Below are 20,252 nucleotides of genomic sequence, written 5' to 3'. Positions count from 1 at the left end.
CCGGACACATGGTCCAATTCACCGCTGACCTGAACCCTCAAGCGTCCGAGAGCGGACTTTCGATTTCTGGTTCATGGCGAGACCAGTCAGTTCACGGCGCCGCCTTATTCGATTCTTGTTGGCACCGATGCGGCACTACCCGCCGCCGCCCCGAGTTCCTTCATGACGGCGAGTCCCTTGTGCTGACTACGCTCTGCGCATCCGTGGTTACCCTGGATATCGGTGAGCGTCGGCGCTGATCGCCGCCTTCTCTCCCGTGAACGCGGTTCCCGGTCACCAAGGCCACCCAGGTGAGCACCCCCGAGGCATGGGCGTGCCGTCACAGCGAGGTGCTGGATCATCCGCACTCGTTGGGGATGGTGAAAGCCCGACGGTCAGCGGCTGACACAATGGACGAATGGCACTGGGTTACGTCCTCGCTGTGCTGGCGACCCTGGCGTCCGGCAGCGGTTCGATCCTGGAGTCCATGGGTGTCCGGCGCGCGGGCGCGTACGGCGGCAGATCTCTGGATCTCATCGCTCTGCGGCGGCAGTGGCTTTACTTCCTCGGTCTCGGCGTGGACATGCTGGGATTCGCCTTCGCGGCTGCCGCGTTGCATCGGCTGCCGTTGTTCCTCGTGCAGTCGATGCTCGCGTTCAGCGTTGGTGTCACCGCCACGATCAGCGCGTTCATGGGCGCCCGTCTCCGCGCGTCGGGATGGGGCGCGCTGGGGGTCGGCGCGATCGGTCTGATTCTGCTGGGTGTGTCCGCCGAGCCGGGCCCCGCACAGGCCCTGCCGCCGCAGTGGCGCTGGGTCCTCGTGGGCATGACGGTTCCGGTGGCCGCCATCGCCGTCTACTCCAGGCGCCACCACCACGTGTGGGCGACGGTGGCACTGGCGTTCGGCGCCGGTGTCTCCTACAGCGTCGTCGGCATCTCGGCGCGCACGCTCGAACTCCCGGACGCCGTGTGGCGACTCGTCCTGGACCCGGCGGCCTGGTCCATCGTCCTCAACGGATTCACCGCGGCGGTGCTGTTCGCGATGGCGCTGCAGAAGGGCGGCCCGACCGGGGTCACCGCGATCATGTTCACCACCAACACGGTGCTTTCGTCGTTCGTCGGACTGGTCTACCTCGACGATCACGTCCGCGACGGGTACGCGATCGCCGCGGCCATCGGGTTCGTCCTGGCGATCGCCGGAGCGATCGCCGTCGCCCATTACGCGGCCGACACCCGGCAGAAAGATCTCGCGGCGACGCCCGCCGGCACGCGGGTGTGAGGCGGAGGGCCGGGTACCGGTGAATTCGAACGTCGACCGCCTTTCCGAACCCGGACGATTTGTTCGGTACCACGACGTCGACTATCGCCTGCGACATTCGTTCGGAAAGTGGTGGATCGCGTCGGACCACGCGGTCGACGAGTCGTTCACCAAGGCGGGGCGCCGCTATTTCGTGCGGCAACTCGCGCACGACGACGTGCTGGAGTGCTACGACCTTTCGCGCCCCGGCACCTACCGCGGTGTGCCCGTCGAGGTCGGCAGTGGCGCACCGAGCGGCTACTGGGTGACCGCGCGCGATCCGAGGGCGGCCGCCGAGGGGTTCGAGCGGGCCGATCACCGCGGGCCGTTGCAGAAAATGATCGCGTTCGACGACCCGGAGCTGCGGTTCACCAGCACGGTCACACCGGTTCCGATGCCGTGGAAGATCGCGTACGACTGGGAGCGGTTCACCGAGCGCCTCACGGACACGTTCCGCGACGTGACCGATCGTGTCTTCCTCATCATCCACGCGGCGACGGACCCGAGGCGATACGTGCAGTTCGCCGGCGCGCCCGACCGGCTCGACGCCGAAGCGCCGGCGAAGGACGTCGTGGCGGACGCCGACGAGTTCCAGCTGCGCAGGTTCGACTGGATCGCGCCTGACGTCGCGCAGCCCAACTGGACGTCGTCGCTTCGGTGTCCTGCGCTCACGGACGAGTTCGCGCGGCTGGCGCGGCGCTGCGTTGCGGCGCTTCAGCAGGCGTACGGAATCGTCAGCCCGGATGAGCTCCGGTACCGCGCCTGGTGCGAACCGGCAGGCGCAGCGGCCACCGCGGTGAAGTTGCCCGGACTCGGGCTCGGCTGATCCGTCAGGCGGTACGCGGACGGTGGAGAAGGCGGCGAAGGTGGCTGAGGGCCGCGGTCACCGCCGTGAACGCCACGGCCGTTTTCGCGACGACCGGGAGAAGTCCGAACAGGACGGTCGCGGCCAGGAACGAGCCCCGCGGCAGCAGATCGTTGATCGGCTGGAGCGTGTAGGCGGTCGCGCTCGCGATCAGCAGAGCGGTGAGCAGGCCACGGCCTCCCGCGCGGTGCAGGAACGGGATCTGGCGGAGCCTCCTGGGCGGCGGGTTCACAGGTATCCGCCGCTCACCTCGCTGCTGTCAGCACGTCGGCGGTCTTCTCCAGCACGGCGACGATCTCGTCGACACGGAGCCGCACCACTCCTTCGCGGTCGCCGACGCCGTCGATCCGCGAACGCAGCCGGTACTGGACCGTGCCGTCCGGGTGCGACTCCGCGGCCAGGTCGTCGGTGGTGGGACCCCAGCGCGCGAAGTCCGGCGACTTCCCCGCCCGGTAGCGGGCGGCGTCCATCCGCAGCGAGTTCGCGAACTGCGGCACGTACGCCGTGTTGTCGAACGGTGTGGCGATGGCGCCGTCCAGCCACAGCGTGCAGGTGCGCAGTTGTGGCCCGTCCTGGTCGGCCGGTCCGATCTCGAACGCAAGGCGTGACCGGTCTCCGATCACCAGGTCCGTTGCGCACCAACGCGAAACGTCGATGTCGAAGTCGAGTGCCGCGGTGACGGCGTCCAGCGTGGCCGCGGTCGCGTCCTGCACGAGCGGGACCGACTCCGGCAGATCGGCGAAGCCCAGATGTTCCAGCGCGGCGCGCAGGTTCTGGTAGGTGGCCGGCCGGTCGGGATGCGTGGTGTGCACGCCGATGTTGCGCAGCGCCGGCACGTGCAGCCGGTCCGCGCCGGGAAGCTGGGTACCGGCCAGGTACACCCGCGCGGCTCTGTGGTGCGGCGCGGAGTAGTCGGCGGCACCCAGGTCGACGGCGAAGCTCTCCCGGTCGCCGCGGACCCCGGCGGTCCGGACGGCGAACGCGCCGAGCAGCCTGTCGGCCACGGCACGCCACTTCGCCGGATCCTCGCTGATGACCCAGGCGAATCCGCTGCGGTTCGCGATGTCGGCCTTCTTTCCGGCCAGGCCGAGCAGGCAGTTCGCGCTGTGGTGGCGCACCAGCGACTCCTCGTCGAGCATGCCGCGGTGCGCCGCCGCCACCGAACGAGGTGTGATCGGCAGTGACGGGAGCGCCATGGCCGCGTCGATCCTGTCGCCCCAATGTCCGAAGCCTTCGAGCACCGCGGCGACCTCGGACACGTACTCCTCGACTCCGGTCATCTCGCACAACACCTGCGCGGTGCGCACCCGGAACACGCCGTGAGCCGAGGGGAGGGCGGACCGCAGCAACGCGGACGCGTCCGACGGCGCACGGCTGAGGCGGGCCAGAGCGCCCAGCGACTCGACCGCGACGTGATCGTGCTCGGCGACGCCGGCGCGCAGCATCCGTTCCGCCCGTTCCGGCCTGCGCTCGTGTTCGGCGATCAACGCGTCGAGGTCGGCGCCTTCGTGCCACACCAGGTACGGATCTCCGAACACCTCTCGACGGAACTCGTGCCACGCATCGTTCACCGTCGCGAGGCTAGCGGCGGGCCTGGTCTCAGGCGGTCGGAACCGCGATCACCTCGAAGGTGAAGTTCGAGGCGCAGATCGACAGGTGAACAAGGCCATGTCGGCTGTCAAGCGGTTGATGCGACTGAGTGGGTTGTAAGGTTGCGGCATGACGCGGGATGACGATGAGCCGGTCAGCGCCGATGCGCCCAACCGGCTGCTCTGGGCGCTGCGCCGGGCCGAACTGGGAGCGCGGGCCCTCAAAGAGCAGCGGTTGCGGCCGCTGGGCCTGGCGACCGCGCACTACTCCCTGCTGATGTCGGTCCACGGCGAACCCGGCCTCACCGGTGCGGAACTGGCCCGCCGGCTGGACGTCACGCCGCAGGCGGTGGCGTCGCTGGTCACGAGGCTGGTCGACAAGGGGCAGCTGGAGCGGCAGTCGCATCCCCGCCACCGGCACGTCCAGGAACTGCACCTCACCGACGCCGGCCGCCAGGTGCTGATGTCCGCCGACGTGGTGGTCGACTCGATCGAACAGCAGATCACCGAACGACTCGGATCCGGCGACGCCGCACGACTCACCGCGCTGCTAGAAAAGGCGATCGACGCGGTCCGCGAGACGAAGCCCGGTGCGGAGCCGTAGCGACGCGGTCGAGTTCGCAGGACCTGCCGGCGTGGGAGCACAACAGCTCCTTCGCCCGGCTTGTCCGCTGTGGACGGATCCGCGGTCAGCCGGTGCGGAACAGCTTCTTGGCGACGGCCATCGCGGACATGGCCTTGGGCCAGCCCGCGTAGAACGCCAGGTGTGTGATGGCCTCGATCAGTTCCTGCTCGGTCACGCCGTTGTCCTCGGCCCGGCCGAGGTGGTGGGCGAGTTGCTCGGTGGCGCCGCTGGTGACGAGGCCCGCCACGGTGATCAGGCTGCGATCACGTGGCGAGAGCTCCGTGCGTTCCCACACCTGTCCGAACAGGACGTCGTCGGTGAAACTCACCAGTGCCGGCGCGAAATCTCCGAACATCTGCTGCGCGCCGGACGGTTCTTCGTCAGTCATGTGATGGTGTCCTTGTCTTCTGAATCGGGTTGTTGCTGCAGCGGCGTCGTCTGCGGTGAGCGGGCACACTGGAGACATGAACAGCGACAACGGCCGGTTGAAGGACCTGGGGGAGTTCCTGCGGGCGCGGCGGGGCGAGCTGAGCCCGCAGGCCGTCGGGCTGCCGGCGGGTCCTGTCGCCCGGCGCGTGCCGGGCTTGCGCCGGGAGGAGGTGGCGCGGCTCGCGGCGATCAGCACGGACTACTACCGGCGGCTGGAACAGGGTCGGATGGCCGCGTCGGGAGCGGTGCTGGACGAGCTGGCCCGAGTGCTGCGGCTCACCGACGACCAGCGGGTCTACCTGTTCGAGCTGGCGGGCAAGCCCTCAGGCAAGGCGCGTGCCCGGTCGGCCCAGGAGATCAGTCCGCAGCTGCGCCGGCTACTCGACCAGTTGCCGGAGGCGGCCGCCCTGGTTTTGGGCAGCGGCATGGACATCATCGCCTGGAACCGCCTGGCGGCAGCGCTGATCACGGACTTCGCCCAGATCCCCGAAGAGCGGCGCAACTACGTGCGAATGGTGTTCACCGACCCCGCGATGCGCACGCTCTACCCCGACTGGGCGGACGTCGCCCGCAAGGCCGTCACCAACCTGCACATGGACGCCGCCCTGCACCCGGACGACCCGCGACTGGCCGAACTGGTCATCGAACTGTCCACTCAGGACGCCGACTTCCGGGAGTGGTGGCGCGGTCAGCACGTCGAGGCCAAGGGCCAGGGCACGAAACGGTTCCACCACCCGCTCGTAGGTGAGCTCACGCTCGACTGGGACACGCTGATCTGCGACACGGCACCGGACCAGCACGTGATCGTGCTGACCGCGCAGCCGGGCACGCCGTCGCACGACGCGCTGCGCATCCTGGCGTCCTGGGCCGGTGAGCACGTACCGGCCGCCGGCCCGAGTGACTCGGGAACGCCCGTCGCCGCGCGGCCACTGCGATAGCTGTCCCTGTTCGCCGGTCATGTCGATGGTCGGCTCAGGGTCTTCACCAGCCTGTGGGCCAGCGGGACGGCAGAGGCCGGATTCTGTCCGGTGTGGAGGGTGCGGTCCACCTCCACGTGAGGCGCGAAGGGGTCGCCCTCGCGGTAGTCCGCGCCCAGGTCGCCGACCAGCCGGTCCTGCAGCAGCCATTTCGCCCTGTCCGCCAAGCCGTTCAGCTTCTCCTCGGCGTTGCTCAGGGCGGTGAGGCGGTAGCCCGCGAACGGGGACCTCCCCGCACCGTCCACAGTGGCCAGGAGTGCCGCGGGACCGTGGCAGACCAGGGCCAGCGGCTTGCCTGAGGCCAACCAGCCGGTCAGCAGCCGCGCGGACTCCGCGTTGTCGGGCAGGTCCTCCATCGGTCCCCAGCCGCCGGGCACGAACACGGCGTCGTAGTCGTCGACGCGGACGTCCTCGATCCGCATCGGGTGCGCCAGCTCGGTCGCGTCCCGCAGCGCGGCCTTCATCCGCTCCGCGCCCTCGGGACCGCCGGTGAACTCGGGGGTGAGGCTCGCGGGGTCGGCGGTGGGCGGGACACCGCCGGGCGTGGCTGCCGCGATCTCGTAGCCGGCGTTGGTGAACACCTCGTACGGACCGAGCGCCTCTTCTGCCCAGTAGCCGGCCGGTTGTCCGGTTCCGTCGGCCAGCGTCCAGTGGGTGGCCGCGGTGATCAGGTAGAGGATCTTCGTCATCGCGTGCTCGCTCCGTTCAGCGCCTGCCGCAGGACGTGGCTGTCGGCGGCCTGCAGCAGGCGTGCGAGCTTGCCGTCCCGGACTGTCCACAGGTGGATGAACCGTGCGTCGGCGGCTTCTCCCGCCTTGGTCTCACCGTGGTAGTGCCCGACCACGAACACGCGATCGTCGTCGGTGGCGTAGTACTCCTCGGCGTGCGCGGAGAACGACTCGAATCCCGGCAGGAGCGAGCCGAAGAAGTCGTTCATCATGCTGTCGTAGCCGTGGTAGACCCCGCCGAACGGGAAGCCCGGGGTGATGTCCCAGACGATGTCCGGCGACATGATCTCCTTGCTCACGGCCGGATCGGCGTTCGAGTCGTACAGCCTGCGGGCGAGTGCGATGGTGGCTGGTTCGGGCACGCGTGTTTCCTTTGTGGACCGGTGGATTTGATGACCTGACCTCCCCAGCGTCGCAGCGCTTCGAGCGGAAAGCTCGCCGTGTGAGGGGGAGGGTTTTCTCCCCTGCACGACCGCCGTCGCGAATGGAACTCTCGCTCTGTCACAGGAGAGGGAGGCACATGCCCGGTCTCGAACTCGTCGTGCTGCTCGGTCTGGCGGTGCTGGTGGGCCGGATTGCGAGCGCCCGGTTCCGGATCGCCCCGCCGATCACGCTGCTGGCGGCCGGTGTGCTGCTCGGTTTCGTGCCGGCGCTGCGGGCCGTGCACCTGCCGCCGGAGTTGGTGCTGCTCCTGTTCCTGCCGGTGCTGCTGTACTGGGAGAGCCTGAACACCTCGCTGCGGGAGATCCGCGCCAACCTGCGCGGCATCGTGCTGTTGAGCACGACGCTGGTGATCGCGACGGCGGCGGTCGTCGCGGTCGTGGCGCACGCGCTGGGTCTGCCGTGGGGGCCGGCATGGGTGCTCGGCGCCGCCGTCGCGCCGACCGACGCCACCGCGGTCGGCGTGGTCGCCCGGTTGCTGCCCAGGAGCCAGGTCACGGTGCTGCGGGCGGAAAGCCTGGTCAACGACGGCACCGCGCTGGTGATCTACGGGTTGGCGATCGGCGTCACGGTCGGCGAGGAGCAGCTGGGTGCGGCGCACGTGGGCCGGCTGTTCCTGCTCGCCTACGTCGGTGGGGCCGCGGTGGGGGCGGTGACCGGCTGGGTCGCGGCGCAGGTGCGCCGCCGCCAGGCCGACCCGCTGACCGGGCAGGTCACCATGGTGCTGATCCCGTTCACCGCGTTCCTGCTCGCCGAGGCGGTCCACGCGTCGGGCGTGCTGGCCGTGGTGGTGTCCGGGCTGATCATGAGCCAGGCCGCGCCACGGGTCGTGCGGGCCGAGATGCGCGTGCAGGCGCAGGCGTTCTGGACGGTCGCCACCTTCCTGCTCAACGCCGCCCTGTTCGTCCTGGTCGGGCTGGAGCTCCAGTCCGCCGTGCGCGGCCTGACCAGCACCGCCCTGTCGCGTGCGTTGACGATGGTCGTCGTGGTCACGGCGGTGGTGGTCGCAGTGCGGTTGGTGTTCCTGTTCACGGTCCCGTACGTGGTCCGCCTGCTCGACCGGCGACAGGGCGTGCGTCAGGGCGACCACCGTCCCCGGCTGGTCAGCGCCTTCGCCGGCTTCCGGGGCGCGGTGTCGCTGGCCGCCGCGCTCGCCGTCCCCGAACAGCTCGCCTCCGGTGAGCCGTTCCCGAACCGGGACATGATCGTGTTCGTGACCGGCGGGGTCATCGTGCTCACCCTGCTCCAAGGCCTGCTGCTGCCCGCAATCGTGAGATGGGCCCGGTTGCCGCGCGACGTCGCTGCCGAGAACGAACATCACCTCGCCGAGACCCGCGCCACCGAGGAAGCCCTGCACGCCGTGCCCCGGCTCGCCGCAGACCTCGGCACCGACCCGGACGTCGTCGATCGCATGAGCCGCGAGCTCGGCCAGCGTCTCCAACTCCTGCGGGCTCACGGCGCCGGTGCCGCAGACCACCCGGTCGTGCGTCACGACGAGCACTACACCTCGCTGTACCGGGCGTTGATCGCCCACAAACGCGCCACCGTCGTGCGGTTGCGCGACGAACGCCGCATCGACGACACCGTGCTGCGCCAGGTGCAGGCCGCACTCGACCTCGAAGAGGTCCGGCTGTCCCCGAACGGAGTGGCGGAATGACCGGCTTGATCGACGTTCACGCCCACTTCGTCACCGATCCCTATGTGCGCCAAGCCATCGCGGCCTGCCACGTTCATCCCGACGGGATGGACCGGTGGCCCACCTGGTCGGTCGAGGCGCACTTGGAGTTGATGGACCGCCACGGCATCCAGACCGCCGTGCTGTCGATGTCCTCGCCAGGAGTGCACTTCGGTGACGACGCCGCTGCCCGCCGGCTCGCCCGCGAGGTCAACGAGCACGCCGCTCGCCTGGCCGCCGACCATCCGGAGCGGTTCGGCTTCTTCGCGTCCCTCCCGCTGCCCGATGTGGACGGAGCTCTCACCGAGATCGCCTACGCCGTCGACGATCTCGGCGCGGACGGCGTGGTGCTGATGACCAACACCGGCGGGACCTACCTGGGGGACAGGCGTTGGGAACCGGTCTTCGCCGAACTGGACCGCCGCCGGACCGTCGTCTTCCTGCACCCCACCTCACCGGTGTGCTGGGAACAGTCGGCGCTCGGGAGGCCGCGGCCGATGGTCGAGTACATCTTCGACACCGCACGGACTGTGACAGATCTGGTGATGTCAGGTGTGTTCGTTCGCCATCCGGACCTGCCGGTGATCGTTCCGCACTGCGGCGGCGCGTTGCCCGTCCTGGCCGACCGCGTCAACGAGTTCATGACGCAGTTCCTCGGCACGCAGGAGGCGGGCCGCACATCTGACGCGGTGGCGCAGCTTCGGCGGCTCCACTACGACATCGCCGGCCCGGCCTTCCCCCGCCAGGTTCCCGCCCTGCTCGAACTCGCGGACCTCGACCGGCTGCTGTTCGGCAGCGACTACTGCTGGACCCCGCCCTCGGTCGCCGACAGCCACATCGCCGCCGTCGACGCCGTCACACCGCCGGTCGACGGTGTCACCTGGCGGTCGCTGACGACGGCCAACGCACGGCGCCTGTTCCCGCGGCTCAGTCGATGAGAGGCCATGTCGGCCGTGCGTCAGGTGGTTCGGTACTGGGACGCCAGGGCCGGGCGGTTCCCGTTCACGAGCAGCGCGCGTTCGCTCGCCTGGAACCGGTCGAGTGCCTCGGGGTCGGCCAGTCCTGGGATGCACACGGTCTCTCCGCGTTCGATGGCGATCGCGGTGGCCAGTGCGACGTCGTCAGCGGACATGGTGTCCGACTGGTCCTGGTGAGCGCCGTTGTTCCACTCGGTGGCCACCCGTGGGGGACAGACCACGGTGGCGCTGACGCCGGTGCCGGTCAGTTCGGCGGCGAGGGTGCGGGTGAACGCGACAGTGGCGGACTTCGCTGCCACGTAAAGGGTGCGAGCGGGCATCGCGGGCGCGTTGACGCCGGAACTGAAGGCGAGCATCGAGGCGACCGCGGCGATGCTGCCGGTCCCCGCGGACAGCATCGCCGGCAGTGCGGCGTGCGCGAGGCTGATCGGAGCGGTCGCGTTGAGCCGCCACAACCCGTCGAGGTCGTCGGCCGTCACGTCCGACAGTCGTGCGTAGCCGGCCGTACCGGCGTTGGCGACGAGCAGCCTGATGTCACCAGCCGCGGCCCTGTCCGACGCGGCGGCCAGGCCGTCCGGGGTGGCGAGGTCGACCGCGAGCACCTCCGCGGTCGCGCCGAGACGTTCGACCTCCGCGGCCATCTGTTCGAGGCGATCGCGTCGGCGGGCGAGCAGCACCAGGTCGTAGCCACGGGTGGCCAACGTCCGGGACAGCGCGGCTCCGATGCCGCTGCTGGCTCCTGTGATCAAGGCAAGAGGTCGTGGTGACATGACGGCAGACTATCAAGCGTTTGATAGTCTGTGAGCGCTTGAGTGATTTAAAGCGCCTGTGATTCGGAGGAGGAGCATGACGCACATCCGAACCCTCGGCCAGGGTCTGCGAGTCTCGGCCATCGGACTTGGCGCCATGGGCATGTCCCAGAGCTACGGGCCCAACCCCGGCGACCGCGACGCGATGATCGCCGTGCTGCGCGGCGCGGTCGAGCGAGGTGTCACGTTCTTCGACACCGCGGAGGTCTACGGGCCCTACGTCAACGAAGAGCTGGTCGGGGATGCCCTCGCCCCGCTGCGCGACCAGGTCGTGATCGCCACCAAGTTCGGATGGCGCATCGACGACGGCCGGTCCGCGGGCCTCGACAGCCGCCCCGAGCAGATCAGGCGGGTCGCCGAGGCGTCGCTGCGCCGGCTGCGGGCCGACACGATCGATCTGTTCTACCAGCACCGCGTAGACCCGGACGTGCCGATCGAGGACGTCGCCGGTGCCGTCGGCGAACTCGTCCAGGCCGGCAAAGTGCGTCACTTCGGGCTTTCGGAGGCCGCGGCCGACACCATCCGCCGCGCGCACGCCGTCCACCCCGTGACCGCCGTGCAGAGCGAGTACTCGCTGTGGACCAGGGAGCCCGAGCCGGAGGTGCTGCCCACGTGTGGTGAGCTCGGCATCGGGTTCGTGCCGTTCAGCCCACTCGGCAAGGGCTTCCTCACCGGCGCCGTCACCGCCGACACCCAGTTCGCCCCTGATGACGTTCGTGCGACCATTCCGCGTTTCACCGCCGAGAACCGCACCGCCAACCAGGTCCTGGTGGAGCACGTGACCAGCCTGGCGCGCGCCAAGGACGCAACACCGGGACAGATCGCCCTCGCCTGGCTTCTCGCCCAGCACCCGTGGATCGTGCCCATTCCCGGCACCCGCCGCCTCGAACGGGTCGAGGAGAACGCGGCCGCCACCCGGGTACCGCTCTCGGCGGACGAACTGGCCGACCTCGACGACCTCGCCGCACGAACCGGGGTCCACGGCGACCGGTACAACGAGCACCACATGTCCTTCGTCGGCCGCTGACTCGTTGACGAGTTCCCAGCCGTCGGCGGTGCGGCGCCCGTGGTGGAAGGCGTACGTGGCCGCCTACGCGGGTGCGGACCTGGCGGCGCCGCACGTCCGGCACGGGGTGACCGTCGAGGTCCGGTGAGCGGGAGCCTGCATCCCATGTCGCCGCGAGCCCGTTCTTGACCAACGGTGACGGGCACGGCAATGTGCAGTTCGGAGTGCCGATCGAGCTGTTCCGAGACCGGATGTGCGGCGAGCGGTTCCCTGGGGGTGAGCGTGGCACGGCCGAAGGCACTGGTGGTCCGCGGCGGGTGGGAAGGCCACCAGCCGGTGAAGGCCACCGAGTTGTTCATCCCGTACCTGGAGCACGGCGGCTATGCCGTGCGGGTCGAGGAGTCGACCGAGGTCTACGCCGACGCTGCCGAGATGGCGCGCACCGACCTGATCGTGCAGTGCGTGACGATGTCGCAGATCACCACCGGGCAACTGGCCGGGCTGCGCGCGGCGGTCGAGGCCGGCACCGGTTTCACCGGCTGGCACGGCGGCATCGCGGACTCGTTCCGCGCGTCGTCGGACTACCTGCACCTGGTGGGCGGCCAGTTCGTCACGCACCCCGGCAAGGAGCCGTGCGAGCGCCAGGGCGGGCAGGAGGACAACTACCTGCCGCACACGGTGAACATCACCGCGCTCGGCCGGGAACATCCGATCACCGCGGGCATCGAGGACTTCGAACTGGTCACCGAGCAGTACTGGGTGCTGCACGACGATCTGGTCGACGTGCTGGCCACCACCACCCACCTGGCCCGGCCGTGGCATCCGTGGCACCGGCCGGTCACCTGCCCGGCGATCTGGACCCGCCGGTGGGGCGCCGGGAGGATCGTGGTGACGACGCCGGGGCACAGCCTGGACGTGCTGGAGCATCCGAGCGTCCGCGCCGTCATCACGAGGGGGATGTCTTGGGCGACCCGCACCGCGTCGGCATCGTAGGTCTCGGGTTCATCTCCCGCGCATACCTGGACACGCTCGCCAACCATCCCGCGGTGCGGCTCACCGCGGTCGCCGACCTCGACCCGACCCGCTCGGCCGCGGTCGCGGCCGAGCTCCCGGGCACCGAGGCAATCAGCGTCGAGCACCTGCTCGGCAGCGCGGACGTCGACACGGTGCTCAACCTCACCGTCCCCGCGGCCCATGCCGAGATCTCGCTCCGCGCGATCGACGCCGGCAAGAACGTCTTCGTCGAGAAACCGCTCGCCGTCACGTTCCCGGAGGGCCGGGAGATCATCGACCGGGCCGCCGCGGCCGGTGTCCTGGTCGGGTGCGCGCCGGACACCGTTCTCGGCACGGGTGCGCAGACCGCGCGGGCGGCGATCGACAGCGGGCTCATCGGACGCCCGCTCTCCGCATCGGCCGTGATGATCACGCCGGGGCACGAACGCTGGCACCCCGACCCCGACTTCTACTACACCGCGGGTGGCGGTCCGTTGCTGGACATGGGGCCGTACTACATCACCGCGCTGATCCACCTGCTCGGCCCGGTGCGCACGGTGCTCGGCGCCGCCAGCCGCCTGCGCACCGAGCGCGTCATCGGTTCCGGCGCGCGGACGGGCCATCGAATCCCGGTCGAGGTCGACAGCCACGTCTCCGGCGTGCTCGAACACGTCAACGGCGCGCTCTCCACCATCACGACCAGTTTCGACGGGGTGGCCACCACCGCCGCGCCGATCGAGGTGCACGGCGAGATCGGCACGCTCGCGGTCCCGGACCCGAACCACTTCGACGGCGAGACCCGTCTCTTCCCGCTCGGCGGCACCGGATGGCGAACCCTTCCCCTCAGCGCGGGTTACACGGGCGCAGGGCGGGGGACCGGCCTGCTCGACCTCGTCACGGCCGGCGCGCAGCGGGCCCCACGTGCCGGCGGTGAGCTCGCGCTGCACGTGCTCGAGACGATGACCGCCCTGCTCCGATCGGCGGACGAGGGACGGCGGATCGAGCTGACGACCACGGCGGAGCGGCCATCGCCGGTGCCCCTCACTCCCGTGGACGAGTCCCTCGGCCGTTCACCTGAAGGATCCGGCAGGCCGCCCGAGTGACCATCGATCTTGAGGTGGACCTGCTCGTCCGGTGCCGGGGATTCACGGCCGGTTCATGCAGTCCACCCAGGACTCGGTGGTGACGATGATGTCGGTGGGAAGGGTTTCGGTCACGGTTCCGTCCGACACCCAGATGTGGGCGTGGTAGGTCGCCATCGGCACCGACGCGGGTCCTTGCACGCCGACGAACCCGTTGACGGTGATCGAGCCGTCGGGGCGGTGGAAGTTGGAGCCCGGTGGGAGGTAGTGCTCGGTCGCGGTCCAGCCGGGAGGCAGGTCGCGCATCCCGAACTTGAGGTCGGTGGACCACTTCCCGCTCACCACGAAGATGAAGTAGGAGGCGTGGGTCCTCCCGTCGGGACCCTGCTGGACGCACATCCGGCTGGTCCTGTCGAACTGCTCCAGATGCCACGTCCGGGTCTGCGACGGCACCTGCGCCGACGCGCGGACGGACGTGCCGACCAGGGACAGCAGGAGCACCGAGGCCAGGACGAGCACCGATCTGGCGATCCGAGAAATCACATTCATCGAACCCCTCCTGAAACTGACGCGAACACACTTCGATTCACGCTAGCGACCGGATCTCAGAGCCCTCTGAGAGTGGCGGTGTCACCGCATATACGGTGCGGGCATGAGCCAGCCGATTCCGTTCGCCGACGCCAACTTCAAGCTCGCCGTCGTTCAAGAGCTGATGTACAACCAGGATCTCCTGCCGAGGTTCGACCTGCGCGCGCATGCCGCCGAGCAGGGCTTCACCTACGACGACGGGAGTGTCGCGGCGGTGCCCGAGGCACTGGCCTACTTCGAGGCGCTCGAGGTTCCCGAGGAGCTCGCGGAGAAGATCACCGAGATCGAGATGGACGGCGGCAACGAGATCTACCTCGAGATCGCGCCGAACTGGGACGGCGAGGACGGACTGTTCGACGTGGACGAGTTCGCCGACCTGCGGCACTTTCCCCACCTGAAGTCGATGACGCTGTTCTACACGGGCAACGAGGAGGCGCTGCAGACGCTGCGTGCCCGCGGAATCGAAGCGGACTGGCTCTGAACCAGGGTTTTCCGGGGTCAGCGGGCTGACGACCGCTCGTCGTACTCGTGTTGCGCGGCGACGACCTCTCCGCTGTGCTCGATCGTCCAGTTCAGCAGGCAGATGAACGGTCCGCGGAAGGACTCGCCCAGGGGTGTGAGGGAGTACTCGACGCCGATCGGGGAGGTATCGAGCACCCGGCGCCGAATCAGGCCGTTGCGTTCCAGCCGGCGCAGCGTCTGGGTCAGCACCCGCTGCGTCACGCCGTCGAGCTGCCGCTTGATCTCGTTGAACCGCGTCGGTTGTTCCAGGACCTCCATCACCATCATCGACCACTTGTCGGCTACCTGGTCGAGGATCGGGCGGCTCGGGCAGTCGGCGCTGAACCGCGGAGCCTCGGCGGGGGCCGGGGTGGTGTCCATGGGGATCCTTAGTGCTCGGAAAGTGCGTTATTGATCGTTCTCGGCGCGTCGACCAGGGTAGGTATGCATCGCAAACCTACTGGCTCATCGACAACCTTGGGGCGCTCGTGAACCTGGACGCGTACACGACACTCGGCGTCGACATCGACGCTGGAATCGCGTGGATCACGCTGGACAACCCTCCCGTCAACGTCCTCGGCGGAACCTTGATCCGCGAACTGCACGAGCTGCTCGGCACGTTGCGCGACGACCGTTCTGTCCGCGTCATCGTCTTCTCCAGCGCCAACCCGGACTTCTTCCTCGCTCACGTCGACATCCACATCCTCGAGCAGATGGACGAGTTGCAGGAGATCGCCGACCGCAACCCGGACGCCAACCTGTTCCAGGGGGTGGGCGAGTTGCTGCGGCACCAACCCCAGGTCACGATCGTCAAGCTCGCCGGCAAGGCCCGTGCGGGAGGCGCCGAGTTCGTCGCGGCGGCCGACCTGACCTTCGCCGCGAGGGAGACCGCGGGCCTCGGCCAGACCGAGGTGCTGATGGGCATCGTTCCCGGTGGTGGGGGAACGCAGTACCTGCGCGAACGGGTCGGGCGCAACCGCGCTCTCGAACTGCTGCTCACCGCGGACCTGGTGGACGCGGACACCGCGGCCGCCTACGGCTGGATCAACCGCGCCGTGCCCGCGGCCGAACTCGGCACGATCGTCGACCAGGTGGCGCGGAAGATCGCCGCGCTCTCGCCGGAACTCATCGCCGCCGCGAAGCGGCTGGTTCCGCCGACGGATCTGGCTGACGGTCTGAAGGCGGAACACAGCGCGTGGGCCGAATTGGTGAGCGGAAGCCTGCCGGCGCGGTTGATGACGCGCGCGTTGGAGCACGGCGTGCAGACACCGGAGGGTGAGCGCGATCTCGAGTCGCTCATGCGCGACGTCGCCGCCACGCTCCAGCGTCCGCAGGCCTACTCGGCAGGTGTGGCGTCTGCGGATTCGAGCACGACCACAGGGATCTCGCGCTCTGTGTAGGTCGCGTAGGCCGCATAGGGCTTGTAGATCGCCACTGCCCGCTCCCACAGGCGGGCCCGCTCCGCGCCCTCGGCGACACGCGGACGGACTTGCCGGCGTTCGCCACCGGGCAGCTCCACCTCGGTGGTCGCCATCGCCATCAAGTTGTGGAACCAGGCCGGATGCGCGTCCACGCCGCCCTTCGACGCGATGACGACCAGCCGCGGCGAGTCGTCGACGTAGATCAGCGGGCTGGTCCGGGACTGGCCCGACTTGCGGCCGACGTGGTTGAGCAGGAGCACGGGTGCACCGCCGAAGAACGACCCGCCCACCTTGCCGCCGGTCTTGCGGAACAGGAACGTGTTGAAGCGCGCCAACTGTCGTTGCAACTTCCAGAAGGGCGACGTCGGCGCGGGAGGTTTCGGCATGCCGAAATACTGTCACTCACTGACAAGTGTCGTCAACTGACAAAAGTCGGCACGTGACGTGATTGTCGTAAGCTGGCCGGCATGGAGAAGCGCGGTCTGCGGGAGCGGAAGAAGGAGCGGACCCGGGAGGCGTTGATCAACGCGGCCCACGTGTTGTTCTGCGCCAACGGTTTCGAGGCCACGACCATCGACCAGATCGCGGAGGCGGTGGAGGTCTCGTCGCGGACGTTCTTCCGGTACTTCACCTCGAAGGAGGACGTCGCCCTGTCGCTCGCGGATGACCAGATCACGGCGGTGCTCCAGGCGTTCGCCGCGCAGCCCGGTGACACACCGGTGTTGACCGCGATGCGGACGGCCGCTGTCGACGTCGTGCGGGTCCACGAGGCCGAGACGCGCTACAACAGCCTGCAGAACCTGATCTCGGTGAGCCCGGCGCTGACAGCCGCGCGTGTCGAGCGGAGCGCCGCCCGGTTCGACGAAGTGGTGCGTCAGATCAGCGCCCGGATGGGGGTGGACCCGGACGTGGACCCCCGGCCGTGCCTGGTGGCCTCGGTGGTGCTGTGCGCCGTGCCGACAGCCGTCGTCGCATGGCGGGCCGCCGGCCACCAGACACCGGAATCCGAACTGACCGGGCAGGCGTTCGACCTGCTGTCCGCCGGTCTCGACTACCCCGCGCAGCCGGCCGTGCCCGGCGTGAGCTGACCGCCTGACATCGCGTGCTCGGGGACATCGGTGACCGTGCGGCGGCTTGTCCGAAGTGGACCTGAACGCGTCCTGCCCGGACGCACGGACCGGTTGTCGTGACGTGCGTCCGCAACGGACATAGTGGCCACCGGACGGTTCCGGGCAAGATGGCGGGATGAGCGTGTCGAGAAGAGGCAGGCCCGCGGGCCCCACCGGGCCGGTGATCAGCCGTGCGTTGCGGCTCCTCGACGCGTTCGACGCCGACCGCCGCGAGCTGACGTTGAGCGATCTCGCCCGGCGAGCGGACCTGCCGTTGTCGACCACGCACCGGCTGATGCAGGAGCTCTGCGCCTGGGGCGCCGTCGAACGAGGCACGGACGGGCTGTACCGGATCGGGCTGCGGCTGTGGGAGCTCGGCTCGCTCGCGCCACGTGGCCCGGGGCTGCGCGAGGCCGCGTTGCCGTTCCTCGAGGACCTCTCCCGGGTCACCAGGGAGAACGTGCAGCTCGCCGTCAGGGAGGGCACGGAGGTCGTCTTCGTCGAACGGATCGCGAGTTCCGGCTCAGTACCGGTGCTCACCCGCGTCGGCGACCGGTTCGCGCTCACCGTCACCGGTGTCGGCCTGGTCCTGCTCGCGCACGCCCCCGTCGAGGTGCAGGAGGAGGTGCTCAGCGAACCGATCGCCCGGTACACCGCCAAGACCGTCACCGATCCGGCGCAGGTGCGCCGGATGCTCGCCGACGTCCGGTCGAACGGCTTCTCGATCAGCGACCGCCAGGTCACGATGGACGCCCTGTCGGTCGGCGCGCCGATCCGCGACCGGCAGGGCGAGGTCGTCGCCGCGGTGTCGCTGGTCGTGCGGCACGGCAGCACCACTTCGCACGCACTGGCGCCGCTCGTGCGCACCAGCGCCCAGGCGATCTCCCGCGCACTGTCGAATTAGGATCGACTTCCATTTTCCGGAAAGTGCTCTACGGCACGGGCTGTGGCCTCCGCCACTCTGTGGTTTCCCACCACGGATGAGGAGCGTCGATGACCGGCTTCCCGCGCGACCAGTGGTACGTCGCGGCTTACGGTTCCGAGATCGAGCACGACCTGTTCAACCGCACCATCTGCGGCGAGCCGATCCTGTTCTGGCGTACTCGCGACGGCGCGGTGACGGCCATGCCGGACCGCTGCGTGCACCGCCGTTTCCCGTTGTCGCAAAAGCCTTCCCGGCTCGTCGACGACCAGGTGGTCTGCGGGTACCACGGCTTCACCTACGACGCGAGCGGCAAATGCGTCGCCGTGCCCGGCCAGACGCGCATTCCGCGCACCGCACGGCTTCTGCCGTATCCCGTCGTCGAGCAGGACTCGTTCGTGTGGGTCTTCATCGGCGACCCGGCGAACGCCGACGCGTCGCGGATCCCGCGCGCGCCGTGGCTCGTCTCGCCGGACTACACGACCGTCGCCGGCATGGAACCGTTGAACGCCCGGTACGAGCTGCTCGTCGACAACCTGTTGGACCTCTCGCACGAGACCTACCTGCACGGCGGTTACATCGGCACACCGGAGGTCGCCTCGACCCCGATCACGACCGAGGTCGACGAGGACGCGGGCATCGTCTACGTGTCGCGGCACATGGACGACGCGGAATGCCCGCCCTTCTACTCCAAGTCCACCGGCCTGCAGGGCAGGATCGCGCGCTGGCAGGACATCGAGTACACACCGCCGTGCCTGTACAAACTGCACAGTCGCATCGCGCCGGTCGGCTCCGTGCCCAACCCGGACGGCACCGACCCGGACGCGTTCCACGTCGAGGTCGTGTACGCGATCACGCCGGAGACCGAGTCCTCGACGCACGACTTCTGGTGCGTGGCACGGGACTTCGCACTCGGGGACGAGGAGGTCTCCGCGTTCCTCGCCGAGAACAACCGCACCGTCGTCATGCAGGACGTCGTGGCGTTGAACGTGCTGGAGCAGGTCATCGCGAAGGAGCCGGACGGCTACCAGGAGCTGTCGATCAACATCGACACCGGTGGGCTCGCCGCACGGCGGATGCTCAAGCGCCTGTGCGAGAAGGCATGAACGCGCTCACCGGCGACCGCGTGTTCCGCGTCCACTGGGTGCTGGGCACGGACCGGCTCCGCGCGGTGTGCCACTGCTCCGCCGAGCGCGAGTTCGAAGATCCCGTCGAGCTGTGGACGTGGCTGCTCGATCATCCCAACGGACACACGTCATGAAGCTCCTGCTGGACAACAGGGAAGCGATCGCCGACGGCGTGGTGCTCCTGACGCTGCGGCATCCGGACGGCGAACCGCTGCCGGGCTGGACACCGGGCGCCCACGTCGACCTCGTGCTCGCCGACGACCTGGTGCGCCAGTACTCGCTGTGCGGCGACCCGGACGACGCCTCGATCATGCAGGTCGCTGTCCTTCGTGAACCAGACGGGCGTGGCGGCTCACGGCACGTGCACGACGTTCTCGCCGTGGGACAGCAGATCGAAGTGCGAGGGCCGCGCAACCACTTCGAGCTCGTCGAGGCGAAGCGCTACCTGTTCATCGCCGGTGGCATCGGCATCACCCCGATCCTGCCGATGATCGCCCAGATCGAGGCGACAGGTCGCGACTGGCGGTTGCTCTACGGTGGGAGAACGCGGTCCTCCATGGCGTTCCGCGACGAGCTCGAACACCTCGGCCAGGTCGAGATCCGTCCGGAGGACGAGCACGGCCCGCTGGACCTGCGGGCGGTGCTCGGCGAGCCGGACGAGGACGCCGCCGTCTACTGCTGCGGTCCGGAAGGCCTGCTGACCGCCGTCGAGCAGCAGTGTGCGGACTGGCGGGAAGGCGCACTGCACGTCGAACGGTTCGCACCGAAAGCCGGTGCGACACAAGGGCCTCGGCACGAATTCGAGATCGAGCTGGCGCAGACCGGTGCGGTGCTGCGGGTGCCGGCCGGACAGTCCGTCCTCGAGGTCGTCGAACGAGCGGGCGTGGCCGTGCTGTCGTCCTGTCAGGAAGGCACCTGCGGCACCTGCGAGACGACCGTGCTCGCCGGGACGCCCGATCACCGCGACTCCGTGCTCACCGACCAGGAACGGGCGGTGGGCGACGCGATGATGATCTGCGTGTCCCGGTCCCGTTCGCCCCGCCTGGTGCTGGACCTCTGAGGTAGACCCAAGAGCTTCTTGACAGTTCAACAAGGCGGGCGCATGCTCTTTA

At 69.2% G+C, this 20,252-nt stretch carries 26 protein-coding genes; 17 read left to right on the top strand and 9 right to left on the bottom strand.

Annotated features, from left to right (window positions below; all coding sequences use genetic code 11):
- Nucleotides 1-397: 397 nt before the first annotated feature.
- Both SK854_RS42425 and SK854_RS42420 read left to right on the top strand, forming a co-directional pair.
- A complete protein-coding gene (locus tag SK854_RS42425) occupies nucleotides 398-1,258 on the top strand; it encodes a hypothetical protein (RefSeq protein ID WP_319980803.1) in 861 nt (286 codons plus the stop codon).
- Nucleotides 1,259-1,277: 19 nt separating this feature from the next.
- Nucleotides 1,278-2,102, top strand: coding sequence for a TY-Chap domain-containing protein (locus tag SK854_RS42420; RefSeq protein WP_319980802.1), 825 nt, complete (start codon nucleotides 1,278-1,280; stop codon nucleotides 2,100-2,102).
- A 4-nt stretch (nucleotides 2,103-2,106) separates the two neighbouring features.
- Here the strand turns inward: SK854_RS42420 and SK854_RS42415 are convergent, their stop codons facing one another.
- Nucleotides 2,107-2,373 (bottom strand): hypothetical protein, encoded by a 267-nt coding sequence (locus SK854_RS42415; protein ID WP_319980801.1) that lies wholly within the window; start codon nucleotides 2,371-2,373, stop codon nucleotides 2,107-2,109.
- 13 nt (nucleotides 2,374-2,386) lie between these two features.
- Nucleotides 2,387-3,712 carry a hypothetical protein gene (locus SK854_RS42410; RefSeq protein ID WP_319980800.1) on the bottom strand — a complete coding sequence of 442 codons (1,326 nt, stop codon included), beginning with the start codon at nucleotides 3,710-3,712 and terminating at the stop codon, nucleotides 2,387-2,389.
- A 148-nt stretch (nucleotides 3,713-3,860) separates the two neighbouring features.
- Here SK854_RS42410 and SK854_RS42405 point away from each other — a divergent pair, with 148 nt between their 5' ends.
- The gene (locus SK854_RS42405) at nucleotides 3,861-4,334 is read left to right on the top strand and encodes a MarR family winged helix-turn-helix transcriptional regulator (RefSeq protein ID WP_319980799.1); all 474 of its coding nucleotides are present in this window, start codon (nucleotides 3,861-3,863) and stop codon (nucleotides 4,332-4,334) included.
- An 85-nt stretch (nucleotides 4,335-4,419) separates the two neighbouring features.
- Here the strand turns inward: SK854_RS42405 and SK854_RS42400 are convergent, their stop codons facing one another.
- Complete coding sequence (locus SK854_RS42400) at nucleotides 4,420-4,743, bottom strand: carboxymuconolactone decarboxylase family protein (RefSeq protein ID WP_319980798.1); 324 nt, start codon at nucleotides 4,741-4,743, stop codon at nucleotides 4,420-4,422.
- Nucleotides 4,744-4,819: 76 nt separating this feature from the next.
- On the opposite strand from SK854_RS42400, the gene SK854_RS42395 reads away from it, so the two are divergent.
- Entirely contained in the window at nucleotides 4,820-5,722 is a 903-nt protein-coding gene (locus SK854_RS42395) for a helix-turn-helix domain-containing protein (RefSeq protein ID WP_319980797.1), read from the top strand.
- Between the two features lie 17 nt (nucleotides 5,723-5,739).
- On the opposite strand, the gene SK854_RS42390 is transcribed toward SK854_RS42395, so the two are convergent.
- Both SK854_RS42390 and SK854_RS42385 read right to left on the bottom strand, forming a co-directional pair.
- Nucleotides 5,740-6,450, bottom strand: coding sequence for a type 1 glutamine amidotransferase domain-containing protein (locus SK854_RS42390; RefSeq protein WP_319980796.1), 711 nt, complete (start codon nucleotides 6,448-6,450; stop codon nucleotides 5,740-5,742).
- Nucleotides 6,447-6,851 (bottom strand): nuclear transport factor 2 family protein, encoded by a 405-nt coding sequence (locus SK854_RS42385; RefSeq protein ID WP_319980795.1) that lies wholly within the window; start codon nucleotides 6,849-6,851, stop codon nucleotides 6,447-6,449. The genes SK854_RS42390 and SK854_RS42385 overlap by 4 nt, the downstream gene beginning before the upstream one ends.
- A gap of 158 nt (nucleotides 6,852-7,009) precedes the next feature.
- Between SK854_RS42385 and SK854_RS42380 the strand changes: the two genes are divergently transcribed.
- Both SK854_RS42380 and SK854_RS42375 read left to right on the top strand, forming a co-directional pair.
- Nucleotides 7,010-8,587 carry a Na+/H+ antiporter gene (locus tag SK854_RS42380; protein ID WP_319980794.1) on the top strand — a complete coding sequence of 526 codons (1,578 nt, stop codon included), beginning with the start codon at nucleotides 7,010-7,012 and terminating at the stop codon, nucleotides 8,585-8,587.
- Entirely contained in the window at nucleotides 8,584-9,543 is a 960-nt protein-coding gene (locus tag SK854_RS42375; protein ID WP_319980793.1) for an amidohydrolase family protein, read from the top strand. Before SK854_RS42380 ends, SK854_RS42375 begins: the two co-directional genes overlap by 4 nt.
- Before the next feature lie 20 nt (nucleotides 9,544-9,563).
- Here SK854_RS42375 and SK854_RS42370 read toward each other — a convergent pair whose 3' ends face one another.
- Nucleotides 9,564-10,352 (bottom strand): SDR family NAD(P)-dependent oxidoreductase, encoded by a 789-nt coding sequence (locus tag SK854_RS42370; protein ID WP_319980792.1) that lies wholly within the window; start codon nucleotides 10,350-10,352, stop codon nucleotides 9,564-9,566.
- 76 nt (nucleotides 10,353-10,428) lie between these two features.
- Here SK854_RS42370 and SK854_RS42365 point away from each other — a divergent pair, with 76 nt between their 5' ends.
- The 4 genes from SK854_RS42365 to SK854_RS42350 all read left to right on the top strand — a co-directional run bounded on the left by SK854_RS42365 (nucleotide 10,429) and on the right by SK854_RS42350 (nucleotide 13,493).
- Nucleotides 10,429-11,418 (top strand): aldo/keto reductase, encoded by a 990-nt coding sequence (locus SK854_RS42365; protein WP_319980791.1) that lies wholly within the window; start codon nucleotides 10,429-10,431, stop codon nucleotides 11,416-11,418.
- Between the two features lie 4 nt (nucleotides 11,419-11,422).
- On the top strand, nucleotides 11,423-11,545 hold the full coding sequence (locus SK854_RS42360; protein ID WP_319980790.1) for a hypothetical protein: 123 nt from the start codon (nucleotides 11,423-11,425) through the stop codon (nucleotides 11,543-11,545).
- A 134-nt stretch (nucleotides 11,546-11,679) separates the two neighbouring features.
- Entirely contained in the window at nucleotides 11,680-12,390 is a 711-nt protein-coding gene (locus tag SK854_RS42355; protein ID WP_319980789.1) for a ThuA domain-containing protein, read from the top strand.
- Nucleotides 12,360-13,493, top strand: coding sequence for a Gfo/Idh/MocA family protein (locus tag SK854_RS42350; RefSeq protein ID WP_319980788.1), 1,134 nt, complete (start codon nucleotides 12,360-12,362; stop codon nucleotides 13,491-13,493). Before SK854_RS42355 ends, SK854_RS42350 begins: the two co-directional genes overlap by 31 nt.
- A gap of 42 nt (nucleotides 13,494-13,535) precedes the next feature.
- On the opposite strand, the gene SK854_RS42345 is transcribed toward SK854_RS42350, so the two are convergent.
- Complete coding sequence (locus SK854_RS42345) at nucleotides 13,536-14,021, bottom strand: DUF5980 family protein (RefSeq protein ID WP_319980787.1); 486 nt, start codon at nucleotides 14,019-14,021, stop codon at nucleotides 13,536-13,538.
- A gap of 103 nt (nucleotides 14,022-14,124) precedes the next feature.
- On the opposite strand from SK854_RS42345, the gene SK854_RS42340 reads away from it, so the two are divergent.
- Nucleotides 14,125-14,541: a DUF6892 domain-containing protein gene (locus tag SK854_RS42340; protein WP_319980786.1), complete on the top strand. Its 417-nt coding sequence runs from the start codon at nucleotides 14,125-14,127 to the stop codon at nucleotides 14,539-14,541.
- A gap of 17 nt (nucleotides 14,542-14,558) precedes the next feature.
- On the opposite strand, the gene SK854_RS42335 is transcribed toward SK854_RS42340, so the two are convergent.
- The gene (locus SK854_RS42335) at nucleotides 14,559-14,942 is read right to left on the bottom strand and encodes a winged helix-turn-helix transcriptional regulator (protein ID WP_319980785.1); all 384 of its coding nucleotides are present in this window, start codon (nucleotides 14,940-14,942) and stop codon (nucleotides 14,559-14,561) included.
- A 107-nt stretch (nucleotides 14,943-15,049) separates the two neighbouring features.
- Here SK854_RS42335 and SK854_RS42330 point away from each other — a divergent pair, with 107 nt between their 5' ends.
- Nucleotides 15,050-15,961: an enoyl-CoA hydratase/isomerase family protein gene (locus tag SK854_RS42330; RefSeq protein WP_319980784.1), complete on the top strand. Its 912-nt coding sequence runs from the start codon at nucleotides 15,050-15,052 to the stop codon at nucleotides 15,959-15,961.
- Here SK854_RS42330 and SK854_RS42325 read toward each other — a convergent pair.
- Entirely contained in the window at nucleotides 15,898-16,368 is a 471-nt protein-coding gene (locus tag SK854_RS42325; RefSeq protein WP_319980783.1) for a nitroreductase family deazaflavin-dependent oxidoreductase, read from the bottom strand. The two genes, SK854_RS42330 and SK854_RS42325, sit on opposite strands and share 64 nt — an antisense overlap.
- A gap of 81 nt (nucleotides 16,369-16,449) precedes the next feature.
- Between SK854_RS42325 and SK854_RS42320 the strand changes: the two genes are divergently transcribed.
- From SK854_RS42320 to SK854_RS42300, 5 genes are all read left to right on the top strand, one after another.
- A complete protein-coding gene (locus SK854_RS42320) occupies nucleotides 16,450-17,070 on the top strand; it encodes a TetR family transcriptional regulator (RefSeq protein ID WP_319980782.1) in 621 nt (206 codons plus the stop codon).
- A 157-nt stretch (nucleotides 17,071-17,227) separates the two neighbouring features.
- Nucleotides 17,228-17,995, top strand: a complete 768-nt coding sequence (locus tag SK854_RS42315) for an IclR family transcriptional regulator (RefSeq protein WP_319980781.1) — start codon at nucleotides 17,228-17,230, stop codon at nucleotides 17,993-17,995.
- 89 nt (nucleotides 17,996-18,084) lie between these two features.
- Nucleotides 18,085-19,119, top strand: a complete 1,035-nt coding sequence (locus tag SK854_RS42310) for an aromatic ring-hydroxylating dioxygenase subunit alpha (RefSeq protein ID WP_319980780.1) — start codon at nucleotides 18,085-18,087, stop codon at nucleotides 19,117-19,119.
- Nucleotides 19,116-19,274: a hypothetical protein gene (locus SK854_RS42305; RefSeq protein ID WP_319980779.1), complete on the top strand. Its 159-nt coding sequence runs from the start codon at nucleotides 19,116-19,118 to the stop codon at nucleotides 19,272-19,274. Before SK854_RS42310 ends, SK854_RS42305 begins: the two co-directional genes overlap by 4 nt.
- Nucleotides 19,271-20,200, top strand: a complete 930-nt coding sequence (locus SK854_RS42300; RefSeq protein WP_319980778.1) for a PDR/VanB family oxidoreductase — start codon at nucleotides 19,271-19,273, stop codon at nucleotides 20,198-20,200. The genes SK854_RS42305 and SK854_RS42300 overlap by 4 nt, the downstream gene beginning before the upstream one ends.
- The last annotated feature ends 52 nt before the right edge of the window (nucleotides 20,201-20,252 follow it).

Origin of the sequence: Lentzea sokolovensis (genome assembly GCF_033949975.1) — a bacterium.
Taxonomy (GTDB): Bacteria; Actinomycetota; Actinomycetes; order Mycobacteriales; family Pseudonocardiaceae; genus Lentzea; species Lentzea sokolovensis.
The sequence above is the reverse complement of the archived record's forward strand: the minus strand, read 5'-3'. Positions and strand labels throughout refer to the sequence as shown.